The organism is Rubritepida flocculans DSM 14296, from assembly GCF_000425365.1.
GTDB classification, from domain to species: domain Bacteria; phylum Pseudomonadota; class Alphaproteobacteria; order Acetobacterales; family Acetobacteraceae; genus Roseococcus; species Roseococcus flocculans.
On the sequence record NZ_AUDH01000011.1, the window covers coordinates 82,581 to 95,665 of the forward strand.

At 73.0% G+C, this 13,085-nt stretch carries 13 protein-coding genes; 10 read left to right on the forward strand and 3 right to left on the reverse strand.

The window, feature by feature from the left end; all coding sequences use genetic code 11:
• Positions 1-3: 3 nt before the first annotated feature.
• Both phnD and phnC read right to left on the reverse strand, forming a co-directional pair.
• Positions 4-930 carry a phosphonate ABC transporter substrate-binding protein gene (gene phnD / locus H596_RS0111390; RefSeq protein WP_027285003.1) on the reverse strand — a complete coding sequence of 309 codons (927 nt, stop codon included), beginning with the start codon at positions 928-930 and terminating at the stop codon, positions 4-6.
• 20 nt (positions 931-950) lie between these two features.
• On the reverse strand, positions 951-1,757 hold the full coding sequence (phnC, locus tag H596_RS0111395; protein ID WP_027285004.1) for a phosphonate ABC transporter ATP-binding protein: 807 nt from the start codon (positions 1,755-1,757) through the stop codon (positions 951-953).
• A 323-nt stretch (positions 1,758-2,080) separates the two neighbouring features.
• Here phnC and H596_RS0111405 point away from each other — a divergent pair, with 323 nt between their 5' ends.
• From H596_RS0111405 to H596_RS21200, 10 genes are all read left to right on the forward strand, one after another.
• Positions 2,081-2,275: a hypothetical protein gene (locus H596_RS0111405; protein ID WP_027285005.1), complete on the forward strand. Its 195-nt coding sequence runs from the start codon at positions 2,081-2,083 to the stop codon at positions 2,273-2,275.
• Positions 2,276-2,350: 75 nt separating this feature from the next.
• Positions 2,351-3,979 (forward strand): long-chain-fatty-acid--CoA ligase, encoded by a 1,629-nt coding sequence (locus H596_RS0111410; protein ID WP_027285006.1) that lies wholly within the window; start codon positions 2,351-2,353, stop codon positions 3,977-3,979.
• Positions 3,980-4,101: 122 nt separating this feature from the next.
• Entirely contained in the window at positions 4,102-5,715 is a 1,614-nt protein-coding gene (locus H596_RS0111415; protein WP_027285007.1) for an ABC transporter substrate-binding protein, read from the forward strand.
• A 108-nt stretch (positions 5,716-5,823) separates the two neighbouring features.
• Positions 5,824-6,795, forward strand: a complete 972-nt coding sequence (locus tag H596_RS0111420) for a tripartite tricarboxylate transporter substrate-binding protein (RefSeq protein WP_027285008.1) — start codon at positions 5,824-5,826, stop codon at positions 6,793-6,795.
• Positions 6,796-6,864: 69 nt separating this feature from the next.
• Entirely contained in the window at positions 6,865-7,200 is a 336-nt protein-coding gene (locus H596_RS0111425; protein WP_027285009.1) for an NIPSNAP family protein, read from the forward strand.
• Positions 7,201-7,207: 7 nt separating this feature from the next.
• A complete protein-coding gene (locus tag H596_RS0111430; RefSeq protein ID WP_027285010.1) occupies positions 7,208-7,543 on the forward strand; it encodes a CidA/LrgA family protein in 336 nt (111 codons plus the stop codon).
• On the forward strand, positions 7,540-8,256 hold the full coding sequence (locus H596_RS0111435) for an LrgB family protein (protein ID WP_027285011.1): 717 nt from the start codon (positions 7,540-7,542) through the stop codon (positions 8,254-8,256). Before H596_RS0111430 ends, H596_RS0111435 begins: the two co-directional genes overlap by 4 nt.
• Positions 8,257-8,277: 21 nt before the next feature.
• Positions 8,278-9,177 (forward strand): NAD(P)-dependent oxidoreductase, encoded by a 900-nt coding sequence (locus H596_RS0111440; protein ID WP_027285012.1) that lies wholly within the window; start codon positions 8,278-8,280, stop codon positions 9,175-9,177.
• Positions 9,178-9,540: 363 nt separating this feature from the next.
• On the forward strand, positions 9,541-10,746 hold the full coding sequence (locus H596_RS24850) for an HlyD family efflux transporter periplasmic adaptor subunit (protein WP_037301026.1): 1,206 nt from the start codon (positions 9,541-9,543) through the stop codon (positions 10,744-10,746).
• A gap of 3 nt (positions 10,747-10,749) precedes the next feature.
• A complete protein-coding gene (locus H596_RS21200; protein WP_051212842.1) occupies positions 10,750-12,711 on the forward strand; it encodes a glycosyltransferase in 1,962 nt (653 codons plus the stop codon).
• Between the two features lie 38 nt (positions 12,712-12,749).
• Here H596_RS21200 and H596_RS0111455 read toward each other — a convergent pair.
• A partial coding sequence (locus H596_RS0111455) for a transposase (protein ID WP_027285014.1) occupies positions 12,750-13,085 on the reverse strand: 336 nt, incomplete at its 5' end.

Sequence of the window (13,085 nt, forward strand, 5' to 3'; positions counted from 1 at the left end):
CCGTCAGCTCCGCTGGCGGCGCAGGCCGTCCACGAAGCGGTTCAGCTCGATGATGGGGTTGAACGCCTCGTTGTTGGTGGGCGCCCAGCCGCGCGACTGCCCGTCCGTCACCCGCTGGAAGGCCTCGGGGTCGCGCTGGGGCATCTCGAACATCGCGGTGCGGATCGCGGCCTTCAGCTCCTCGGGCAGGGCGCGCAGATAGGCGTGCGGCGAGTTCACGATCTGGTCGGAGCGGAAGACGATGCGGAAATCGTCGTAGCGCGCCATGCCGCGGCGCTCCATCCGGCGCAGGTTGCTCTCCTGCTCGTCGTTCCACCAGTTCGCGGCCACGTCCACCGTGCCCTGCTGCAGCGCGATCACCGCGTTCTCGTGGCTCCCGGTATAGACCACGCGGCCGAAGAACTGCTCGGGGTTGATGCCCATGCGATGCAGGGCGAAGCGCGGCACCGTGTTGCCCGAGGTGGAGTTGGGGTCCACCAGGCCGAGGTTCCGCCCGCGCAGGTCCTGGATGCTCTGGAAGGGCGAGTTCGCCCGCACGTAGAACACGGAATAGTAGCCGAGCGAGCCGTCGCGGTTGATGTCGTAGGCGAAGGCCTCGATGGGCGCGCCCGTCATCAGGGCGCGCGCGAAGGCGGCGGGGCCGAAGAAGGCGAGGTGGATGTTGCCCGCGCGCGTGCCCTCGATCACCGCGGCGTAGTCGTTGGCGATGCGCAGCGTCATCCGCACGCCGAGCTCGCGGGACATGTAGTCCACGAAGGGCGTGTAGCGCTCGGTCACGCCGCGGGCGTTCTCGGCCGGCACCACGGCATAGACGAGCTCGGGGAAGCGCGCGCGCCAGGCGGGCGCGGCCCCCGGGGCGTTCTGCGCGGCGGCAAGGCCGGGCAGCGCCAGCAGCGGCGCGGCGCCGATCAGGTGGCGGCGGTGCATCATCGTGGTCTCTCCGTCTGGGGTCAGGCGAGGGCTTCGGCGGGGCGGTCCCGGCCGGGATCGGGGGCGGCCTCGGCGGGGCCGAAGGCCTCGGCGGCCTCGAGGCCGTAAAGCTCGTTGGCGACGGCGTCCGTCAGCGCCTCGGGCGGGCCGTCGAAGACCAGCCGGCCCGCTGCAAGGCCCACCAGCCGCTCGCAATAGTTCCGCGCGAGGTCGAGCGAGTGGAGGTTCACCAGCACGGTGATGCCGTAGCGCCGGTTGATCTCGGCCAGCGCCTCCATCACCAGCAGCGAGTTGCGCGGATCGAGCGAGGCGACGGGCTCATCGGCCAGGATCAGCCGCGGCTCCTGCACCAGGGCGCGGCAGATGGCCACGCGCTGCTGCTGGCCGCCCGACAGGCTCTCCGCGCGCTGCGCCGCCAGCGCGCCCATGTCGAACTGCTCCAGGGCGGAGAGGGCGATCGCCTTGTCCTCCTCCGGCCAGAGCCGCAGCAGCGAGCGCCAGAGCGGCACATGCCGCACGCGCCCCACCAGCACGTTGGTCAGCACGTCGAGGCGGGGGACGAGGTTGAACTGCTGGAACACCATGGCGCATTCGCGCCGCCACTCGCGCAGCGCGGCCCCGCGCAGCGCCGTCACCTCCTGGCCCTCGAAGAGGATGCGGCCCTCGCTCGGGTCGGTCAGGCGGTTGATCATCCTGAGCAGGGTGGATTTGCCCGCGCCCGAGCGCCCGATCACGCCGACCATCTGGCCGGCCGGGATGCTCAGGCTCACCGCGTCCACGGCCGTCTTGGCGCCGAAGCGCCGCGTCAGTCCCTCGATCTCCAGCATGGTCCCCGCCCGTTCGACGCGCGGGCCCTTAGCGCCCCGGCGATGACGCGCGGATGACAGTTGCGCGAAAGCCGTGTGGCGCTTGCGCACGCCGCCGGGCGGCGTAGCCTGCCCTGCGAAGAACCGAGGAAGCGCCATGCACCGCCGCCCCCTGCTTGCCGCCCCCCCTGCCGCCGCGCCCGCATGGCCGAGCAGGGCGTGGACATCGTGACCGACGACGCCCAGATGCTGCGCGACCTTATGGCGCGGGAGACGGCCCGGTGGGGCGAGCCGATCCGCGCCGCCAACATCCGCCCCGAATAGACGACACCGGAGTGACGCCCATGCGTGCCCCTCTCGCCGCCCTCCTCGCCGGCCTCCTCCTCGCCGGCTGCGGGATGATCGATTCCAGCCCCGGCGCCTCGGGCTTCCCCGACACGGCGCTGGGCCCGCCCGGCTTCCGGCGCGGCGAGATGCGCACCGACGGCACCATCATCCTGGACCGCGAGCTGCCGGTGCGCCCGATCCGGGCGAACTGAGCCGCCCCGGCGGTTGCGCCGACCCTCCGCCGCGCCATACTCCCCGCCCAGAAGAACGGACAGGGGAGGACAACCATGCGCGGCCTCATGCAGGAGCACCCGCTCCTCGTCTCCTCGCTGCTCGAGCATGCGGCGAAGCACCATGCCGGCGCCAAGGTCGTCTCGGTGGACGCGGCGGGCGCGGTGACGCGCGGCACCTGGCGCGACGTGGCGCATGACGCGAAGCGGCTGGCCCAGGCGCTGGCCCGCCGCGGCGTGGGGCCCGGCGAGCGCATCGCCACGCTGGCCTGGAACACCCGCGCGCACCTTGCCGCCTATTACGGCATCTCGGGCATGGGGGCGGTGCTGCACACGGTGAACCCGCGCCTCTTTCCCGACCAGATCGCCTACATCCTGCAGGACGCGGAGGACACGCACCTCTTCGTGGATCCCTCGGTGCTGCCCGTCGTCACCGCCATCGCGGACCGGCTTCCCCCCTCGCTGCGCGCGGTGGTGCTGATGGGCCCGGTGGAGGCGCGGCCGGCCCTGCCCGTCGAGGTGCTGGAGATGGAGGCGCTGCTCGCCGCCGAGGACGGCGCCTACGAGTGGCCCGTGCTCGACGAGCACGAGGCGAGCGCGCTCTGCTACACCTCGGGCACCACGGGCATGCCGAAAGGCGTGCTCTACTCGCACCGCTCCACCGTGCTGCACGCGATGGCGGCCATCGCGCCCGATGTCTTCGCCTTCTCGGCGCGCGACGTGGTGATGCCCGTGGTGCCGATGTTCCACGTCAACGCCTGGTCCATCCCCTATGCGAGCGCGATGGTCGGCGCCTCGCTGGTGCTGCCGGGGCCGCGGCTCGATCCCGCCTCGCTGTTCAAGCTGTTCGAGGAGGAGCGCGTCACCTTCTCCGCCGGCGTGCCGACCATCTGGACCATGCTGCTGCAATGGCTGCGCGCCGAGCCCGCGCGCCGCTTCGCGCGCCCGCCGCGCCTCGTGGTCGGCGGCACGGCGCTGCCGCTGCCCGTCACCGAGGGGTTCCTGAAGGAATACGGCGTCTCCATCGTGCACGCCTGGGGCATGACGGAGATCAGCCCGCTCGGCTCCACCAACGTCCGCAAGGCCGAGAACGCGGACTGGGACGACGAGCGCTTCCTGCCCTATTCGCGCAAGCAGGGCCGCCCGCAGTTCGGCGTGGATTTCCGCGTGCGCGACGCGGAGGGCAACGAGATCCCGCACGACGGCGTGGCCTTCGGCGAGCTGGAGGTGCGCGGCCACTGGACGGCCGGCGCCTACTTCAACCGGCCCGATGATCCGGCCTTCACCGAGGATGGCTGGTTCCGCACCGGCGACGTGGTGACGGTGGACGAGCTCGGCAGCATCGAGATCGTGGATCGCGCGAAGGACGTGATCAAATCGGGCGGCGAGTGGATCAGCTCCATCACGCTCGAGAACCTCGTCCTCGCGCACCCGGACGTGCAGCTCGCCGCCGCCATTCCCGTGCACCACCCGAAATGGGACGAGCGGCCGCTGCTCGTCGTGGTGCGCAAGCCGGGCACGGACCCCAGCCCCGAGAGCATCCTCTCCGTGCTCGAGGGCAAGATCGCGAAGTGGTGGATGCCCGACGCCGTGGAGTTCGTGGACAGCCTGCCGCTGACCGCCACCGGCAAGCTGTGGAAGGCGGAGCTGAAGCGGCAGTTCAAGGACTACCGCCTGCCCGGCTGACGGGCGGGCTGCCCGCGCGGCGCGCAACCGCCGCGCCGCGCCGCGCGATACGGCGCGCAAGGGCGCTGGACGCGCCCGCCGCGCGGCTGGTTCGATGGCGGCTCCGGACAGGGAGAGGCTCCATGAGATTCCCGCTCAAGTGGCTCGGGCTCGGCGTCGCCGCCGCGCTGCTCGCCACCACCGCCCAGGCGCAGCAGCGCCCCGGCGAGCGCGTGCTGCGCATCGCCATGACCGCGGCCGATGTGCCCACCACCACGGGCATGCCCAACAACGGCTTTGAGGGGATGCGCTTCCTCGGCTACCCGGTCTTCGAGGGGCTGATCCTGTGGGATCTGAGCCAGGCCGACCGCCCCGCCGGGCTGCGCCCCGGCCTCGCGGAATCCTGGCGCCAGGACCCGAACGACCCGCAGACCTGGCTGTTCACGCTGCGCGAGGGCGTGCGCTTCCATGACGGCACGCCCTTCACCGCCGATGCGGTGATCTGGAACCTCGAGCGCTACTTCAACAACCAGGCGCCGCAGTTCGAGGCGCAGGGCTCCGCCATCACCCGCGCGCGCATCCCCATCATGGAGCGCTACTGGAAGGTGGACGAGCGCACGGTGGCGATGCGCACCACCCGCGTTGCCTCCTACTTCCCCTTCATGGCGGTCTACATCCTCTTCACCAGCCCGCAGAGCTTCGAGCAGGGCGGGCGCGACTGGGCGCGGGTGGCGGCGCTCCCGCCCGCGGGCACCGGGCCCTTCCGCCTCTCCCGCTTCGTGCCGCGCCAGTCGGCCGAGCTCTCGCGCAACGACCAGTACTGGGACCGCACGCGCATCCCGCGGCTCGACCGCGTGGTGCTGCTGCCCATGCCCGAGGCGACGACGCGCCTCGCCGCGCTGCGCTCCGGCCAGGTGGACTGGATCGAGGTGCCGCCGCCCGACGCCATCCCCTCGCTGCGCCAGGCGGGCTTCCAGGTCACCACCGGCAGCTACCCGCATGTCTGGCCCTGGTTCTTCCAACTCGGCGGCGAGACGCCCTTCCGCGACGTGCGGGTGCGCCAGGCGCTGAACTACTGCGTGGACCGCGCGGGGCTCGTGCAGCTCCTCAACGGCACGGCGGAGCCGAGCGTGGGCTGGCTCAAGCCCAATGACCCGAATTTCGGCAACCCGCAGAACCGCTACACCTACGACTCCGCGCGCGGCCGCGCGCTGCTGGCCGAGGCGGGCTTCACCGCGCAGCGCCCGCTCAGCTTCAAGGTGATGATCTCCACCTCCGGCTCGGGCCAGATGCTGCCGCTGCCGATGAACGAGTTCCTGCAGCAGAACCTGCGCCAGGCCTGCGGCGTGAACGTCACCTTCGAGGTCACGGAGTGGAACACGCTGCTGCAGGCCACGCGCAGCCCGCCGGGCGCGCCGGTGCTGGCGGGCTCGCTGGCTCTCAACCCCTCCTCGCCCTCCTCCGACCCCTCGGTGATGGCGCGCTACTTCCTGCAGGCCTTCACGCCGCCCAACGGCTTCAACTGGCCGCAGTGGAACGACCCGCAGTTCGAGGAGGCCTTCGCCGCGCTGGAGCGCGCGACGAACGAGGCGGAGTTCAACCGCGCCTATGCCCGCGCGCATGAGCGCATCGTGGACAACCCGCCCTGGCTGTTCATCGTGCACGACCTCAACCCGCGCGCCATGAGCCGGCGCGTGCGCGGCTTCACCTCCGTCCAGTCCTGGTTCCAGGACCTGGTGCCGGTGGACCTGCAGTAGCCCGGTGAGGCGCGCGGGAGACGGGGCGTTCCCTCCCGCGCGCGTTCCGTTCTAGCCTTCTCCCCGGAAGCCGGCCGCAAGGCGCCGGCCCACGGGGAGAAGAACGTCATGCTCACGCGCCGCAGCGCCCTCGCGCTCAGCCTCGCCGCGCCCGCCGCGGCCCTCGCCCAGCCCGCCTGGCGCCCCGACCGCAGCCTGCGCGTGATCGTGCCCTTCGCGCCCGGCGGCGCGACGGACGTGATCGCGCGCGTGCTCTCCGAGGCGATGGGGCAGATCCTCGGCCAGAGCGTCGTCATCGAGAACCGCGCGGGCGGCGCGGCGGGGCTCATCGGCTCCGAGGCGGTGGCGAAATCCGCGCCCGACGGCCACACGCTGCTGATCCACTCCAACGCGCATGTCATCGCGCCGAGCCTCGTCGCGCGCATGCCCTATGACGTGCTGAACGATTTCGCGGCGGTGGCGCATCTGGGCGTGGTGCCGCAGGTGCTGGTGGTGAACCCGGGCGTGCCCGCGCGCAACATGATGGAGCTGATCGCCTGGCTGCGCGCCAACTCGGGCCGGGTGAACTTCGCCTCGGCCGGCATCGGCAGCGGCAACCACCTCGCCTCGGAGGTGTTCCGCGCCGCGGTGCCGGGCGTGGAGATGGAGATGGTGCAGCACCGCGGCGGCGGCCCGGCCATGCAGTCGGTCATCGCCGGCAACGCGCACATGTGCGTGGACCCCATCTCCTCGGCGCTGCCGCACATCCGCGCGGGCACGGTGCGCGGCATCGCGGTGGCGGGGCGCGAGCGCGCGCCCATCCTGCCCGAGCTGCCCTCGGCCGCCGAATCCGGCCTGCCCGCCTGGGACGCGGCGGCCTGGTTCGGCGCCTTCGCCCCCGCGCGCACCCCGGCCGCCGCCGTCGCGGCGCTGAACGCGGCCTTCAACCAGGCGATGGACCGGCTCTCGGCCCGGCTCGGGGAGCTCGCGGTGGTGCGCCAGCCCGCCTACGCCACGCCGGCCGCCTTCGACGCCTTCGTGAGGGCCGATCTGCCGCGCGTCGCGGCCATCCTGCAGCGCGCGGGGGTGCGGCCGGAATAGCGCCCGCCCCATTGCGCGCCGCCGCCGGAGGGGCGATCACATGCCCCTCAGCCGAGGAGGAACCGCCCCGTGATCGTGGACATCCGCATCTACACCTGCCTGCCCAACCGCATGCCGGCCTTCGTGAAGCTCTACGAGGAGAAGGCCTGGCCGCTGCAGCTCAAGTATCTGGAGAACTGCCTGGGCTGGTACACGACCATCGAGGGCGAGCTGAACACGGTGGTCCATCTCTGGGGCTACAAGGACCAGGCCGACCGCGAGGCGCGCCGCAACGCCATGGCCGCCGACCCGGCCTGGGGCGAGTATCTACGCCTCGCCGCCGAGGGGGGCATGCTGGTGAAGATGGAGAACCGCATCGCCCGCCCCACCGGCTTCTTCACCGCCTTCCGGGAAGCGAAGGGCTGAGCGGCGCGTGATCGGCGGGCTGGCCGCGCTGCTGCTCTGCCAGCTCGCCGGCGAGATGCTGGCCCGCGCCCTCGCGCTGCCCGTGCCCGGGCCGGTGCTGGGCATGGCGCTGCTGCTGGCCGCGCTGCTCGCCCGCCGCGCCATCCCGCCCGCGCTGGAACGCACGGCGGACGGGCTGCTCGCCCATCTCGGCCTGCTCTTCGTGCCGGCGGGGGTGGGGGTGGTGATGCACCTCGACATCCTGGCGCAGGATGCGGCGCCCATCGGCCTCGCCATCCTGGGCGGCACGCTGGTCGCCATCGGGCTGACGGGCCTGATCGCCGCGCGGCTGCTGCGGCGATGAGCGCGCTGACCGAGCTCTGGGTCTATCTCTCGCGCGAGCCGCTGGCGGCGCTGACGGCCACGCTCTGCGCCTGGTGGGTGGCGCTGCGCGCGCAGGCGCTGGCGCGGGCGCACCCGCTGGCCAACCCGGTGCTGCTGGCGGTGGCGCTGCTGGCGGGGCTGCTGCTCGCCGCGGGGGTGGACTACCGCGCCTATTTCCAGGGGGCGCAGTTCGTCCATTTCCTGCTCGGCCCGGCCACCGTGGCGCTGGCCGTGCCGCTCGCGCGGCAGTGGGAGGCGGTGCGCGCCGCGCCGCTCGCCATCCTCGCCGCCATCGGGGCGGGCAGCCTCTTCGCCGCGGCCTCGGGGCTCGCCCTCGCCGCCGCCTTCGGCGGGGGGCAGGCGCTGGCGGCGAGCCTGGCCCCGCGGGCCGTCACCGCCCCCGTGGCGATGGGCGTGGCCGAGGCGCTGGGCGGGCTGCCCGGCCTCACCGCCGTCATCGTCATCTGCTGCGGCGTGACCGGCGCGGCGCTCGGGCCGCTGGTGCTGAATCTTCTCGGCGTGCGGGACATGCGCGCGCGCGGCCTCGCCCTCGGCACGGCGAGCCACGGCATCGGCACGGCGCGCGCGCTCTCCGTCAGCGCCGAGGCGGGCGCCTTCGCCGCCCTCGCCATGGGATTGAACGCGCTGGGCACGGCGCTGCTGCTGCCGCTGCTCTGGCGGCTGCTTGCCTGACCAGGATCGAGAGGACCCCGCATGACCCGCATCGAACCCCCTGCCCGCGTCGCCTTCATCGGCCTTGGCATCATGGGCGCGGCGATGGCCGCCAACCTCATGAAGGCGGGCTTCGCGCTCGACATCTCCTCGCGCAGCCGCGGCAAGGCGGAGGCGCTGGAGGCCGCGGGCGCGCGCTGGCGCGACACGGGGGCCGAGGCGGCGCGCGAGGCCGCCATCATCGGCCTCTGCGTGCCCGACACGCCCGATGTCGAGGCCGCGCTCTTCGGCCCCGGCGGCGTGGCCGAGGGCGCGCAGCCCGGGGCGGTGGTGATCGACTTCTCCACCATCTCCGCCAGCGCCACCCGGGACTTCGCGCAGCGCCTCGCCGAGCGCGGCGTGACGCTGCTGGACAGCCCCGTCTCCGGCGGGCCGCAGGGCGCGATCGACGGCACGCTCACCTGCATGGTGGGCGGCGACGCCACGGCCTTCGCGCGCGCCGGGGCCTTCTTCGCCGCGGTGGGGCGGACGGTGACGCATCTCGGCCCTTCGGGGGCGGGGCAGCTCTGCAAATCGGCGAACCAGCTCATCATCTGCGCCACCCTCGCGGCGGTGAGCGAGGCGCTGGCCCTGGGCCGCAAGGCCGGGCTGGACGTGGAGGCGATGCGCACCGCCCTCTCCGGCGGCTCGGCCGATTCCTTCGTGCTGCGCAACCACGCCAAGCGCGTGATCGCGGGCAACTTCACCCCGGGCTTCCGCGCGGAGCTGATGCGCAAGGACATGCGCCTCGCCGTGCAGGCCATCCGCGACCATGGCGTGTTCGGCCCGGCGAGCAACATGGCCGCGCCGCTGCTCGAGCTGCTGGTGAACCGCGGCGGCGCGAAGCAGGATGTGGCCGCGCTGGGCCGGCTGATCGCGGAGCTCTCGGGGCTGGAGGGGTGATGCGGGCGGGCCGGCCGCCATTGCGCGAGAGAAGGCGGCCGCTGGCGTGAGGCCGGCGCCGGGCCGGCGATCTCTCGCCGGCCCGGGGCCTGCTTGGTGGTCCCTCCCGGCGCGGACGGGCCCGCGCGCTGCACGCGGTGCGATCCGCAACGGGCGGGGCCGGCGCGCCTTCCCGGCCACGCTGCCTCCCCAAACGCGGAAAGCGTATCGGTTCGGGGGTGGGGTTACAACCGCGTCATTTCGGATCGACGGCGAAACGTCTGGCGTTGCAGCACGGGCGTTGCGGCGGATCATTCCCGCGCGCGAGGATTCTCCTTACCGTGGAAGCTGCAACCGCTTGCCAGAGGGCTCCGGCGCGCCGCCGTGGACACGATCCCGCCGAAAGACGTGGCGCTCGTCCGCCCCGAGGCGCCGAAGAAGCCGCCGCCCCCGCCCGCGGGGCCGGGCCTTTCGGGCCGCCTCGCGCGCATCGGCTTCGCGCTCGCGGTGCTCGGCACCACGCTGTGGTTCCTCTACGACCGCTACTTCGTCGTGCAGACGCAGACGGCGGTGCTGGCCGGCCCCGCGCTGACTTTGCGCTCGCCCATCGAGGGGCGGGTGGAGATGCATCCGCACGCCCCCGGCGCCTGGTTCGGCCAGGCCGCCCCGGTGGCCACCATCGTCAATGACCGCGTGGACGACCAGCGCCACAACGAGGTGCGCGCGCTGCTCGACGCGGCGGAGGGCGAGGTCGCCGCGCTCATCGCCCGGCTGGAGGCGACGCGCGTGCTGCTCGCCGCCGCCGCCGGCACGGCCGAGAGCTTCCGCCGCACCCGGCTCGAGCAGCTCCGCGCGCGCATCGCCGAGGCCGAGGCCAGCCGCCGCGCCGCCGAGGCCCGGCTGCGCGAGGCCGAGATCGCCGCCGCGCGCGGCGAGCGGCTGCTGCGCCAGGGCGTGGGCACCGCGGCGCAGGTGGACATCCTGCGCCGCGACCTCACCGTGGCGCGCGACACGCTGGCCGGCGCGGAGGAGCGCGTGGCCTCGCTGCGCGCCGAGGAGGAGGGCGCGCGGCTCGGCATCTTCGCCACCGACAACGCGACCGACCGCTCCATCTCCCAGCAGACGGCCGACCGGCTGAACCTCGTCCTCGTCGAGATCGAGACGCAGCTCCAGGACCGGCGCGCCCGGCGCGACGCGCTGCGCCGCCAGGCCGAGGCCGAGGCCGAGCGCCTGCGCCGCTTCCAGAGCGTCACGCTGGAGGTGCCCGAGCCCGCGCTGCTCGCGCGGCTGCTGGTCCAGCCCGGCGAGATGGTGCGCGCGGGGCAGGAGGTGGCGCGGCTCATCGCCTGCGCCAACCCGCTTGTCACCGCCGACCTGGACGAGCGCGCCTTCCGCCGCATCCACATCGGCCAGCGCGCGGAGTTCCAGCCCTTCGGCAGCGAGGAGCGGCTGGAGGCGGAGGTGGTGCTGCGCCTCGCGCCCAACCTCACCACCGGCGAGGCGCGCGGCGTGCCCCAGGCCATCCTGCGCCTGCTCAGCCCCGATGCGGGCTGCGAGCCGGGGCGGCTCGGCCGCGTGCGCTTCCACTAGCCGATGGACCCGATCGCCGAGGCCTTCCTGCCGGCGCTCGTGATCCTGTGCCTCGGCGCCTTCCTGCCCTTCATCCGGCCCGACCAGCCGCTGGCGCGCTGGCTCGGCGCCTGGCTCACCATCCTGCTGCTGCTGCGCTACCTCTGGTGGCGCGCGACGGAGACGCTGCCCAAACCCTCCTGGGATCCGCTCGACATCGCGGCGCTGCTCTTCTTCGCGGTGGAGGTGGTGGGCAGCGTCGCGGGCGTGCTGCTGCTGCACGTGCTCTCCCGCACGAAGGACCGCAGCGCGGAGGCGAGCGCGCACCCCGTCGAGACGCATCCGGGCGGCCCGCCGCTGATCGACCTGCTGATCCCCACCTACAACGAGCAGGAGGAGATCCTCTACCGCACCATCATCGGCGCGCTGGCGCAGGATTATCCGCGCTTCCGCGTCTGGGTCTGCGACGACGGCAAGCGCGAGTGGCTGCGCCGCATGTGCGAGGAGCTGGGCGCGCACTACCGCATCCGCGGCGACAACAGCCATGGCAAGGCGGGCAACATGAACGCCACCGTGCAGCACCTGATGACGCTGCCCGAGCCGCCCGACCTGATCGGCGTGCTGGACGCGGATTTCGTGGCCACGCCGCTCTTCCTGCGCCGCGCCGCCGCGCTGTTCCACGACCCGCGCGTGGGCCTGGTGCAGACGCCGCAGCACTTCTTCAACCCCGACCCGATCCAGCTCAACCTCGGCGAACCCGCCCGCGTGCCGGACGAGCAGCGCTTCTTCTTCGACGTGATCCTCGCCTCCAAGGACGCGCACGGCACCGCCTTCTCCTGCGGCACATCCTCCATCGTGCGGGCGGACTGCCTGCAGGCCATCGGCGGCTTCCCCACCGAGAGCGTGACGGAGGACATCCTGCTCTCCATCAAGCTCACCGGCATCGGCTACCACACCGCCTATCTGAACGAGCCGCTGACGGCGGGGCTCGCGCCCGAGGGGCTGCAGGAATACCTCACCCAGCGCGGGCGCTGGTGCCTCGGCACCATGCAGATCGTGCGCACGCCCTGGGGGCCCTTCTCCACCGGCGCGAGGACGCCGCTGCTGATGCGCCTGCACACGCTGGACACGGTGCTGTTCTGGACGGTCTCGCCCATCCTGCGGCTGCTCTGCCTCATCATGCCGATGCTCTACTGGTGGACGGGGCTCGTCGTCGTGAAGACGGACCTGCACGGCCTGATCAGCCACCTCGGCCCCTACTGGCTGTGCTGCGTGATCTATCTGGGCTGGGTGAGCCGGGGCACCAACGTGCCCATCCTCTCCGACGCGATGTCGCTGCTGGTGATGCGCGAATCCATGCGCGCCAGCGCCATCGGGCTGTTCGGCAGCAGGAACCAGAAGTTCAAGGTCACCGCCAAGGGCGCGACGCGCGACCGCACCGTGGTGCAGTGGAGCCTCGCCGGCTGGTTCCTCGCCATCGCCGCGCTCACGCTCGCGGGGATGCTGCTGCGCGCCGTCACGGGGCCCATCGCCGGCACGCCGCCCGATGCGGAGGCGATGAACCTGTTCTGGAGCGTCTACAACATCGTGATGCTCGCCGTGGCGGCGCTGATGTGCGTGGAGGCGCCGCGCTACCGCCGCGAGGAGCGCTTCCATGCCGACGAGCCCGCCACGCTGCGCGCGCGCGGGGCTGCGCACGCGGTGCACCTCGATGACCTCTCGCAGCTCGGCTGCCGGCTGAGCTTCGCCGCCGCCCCGCCGCTCGCCCCGGAAGAGCGCGTGGTGGTCGAGATCGAGGAGGTGGGCCCGGTGCCCGGGCGCGTGCGGCGGCTGGGCCCGCGCGAGGCGCGCATCGTCTTCGAGGCGGACGCCGCGCAGCGCGCGGCGCTGGTGCGCAAGACCTTCTCCGGCCGCTACCGCCACTCCGTCTCGGCGCTGCGGCCGACGGAGTTCATGGGCATCCTCTGGCGCCGCGCCTTCGGCTGATCCGGAGACTTCGCGCCGCCCGTATCATACGCGCGGCATCAGAACCTGACCTGCGCGTAGGCGCGTGAGGCGATGCTGGTGATGCGCTCGGGCTGATCGGCGAGCCAGTTCCAGGCGTCGCAGGCGGCGTCGACGATGGTGTCGTCGCTGTCGAACACGCGGTTGCTGAGCTTGTTGGAGCGCAGGAAGGCCCAGATGTTCTCGACCGGGTTCAACTCGGGCGCGTAGGGCGGCAGCAGCAGCGGCGTGACGTTGGCGGGCAGCTTCGGATCGGGCCCGCGCTGGTGCCAGCCCGCGCCGTCCATGACGACCACCGCATGCGCGCCGGGCGCGACCTGCCCGCTGATTTCGGCGAGGTGCAGGCTCATGGTCTG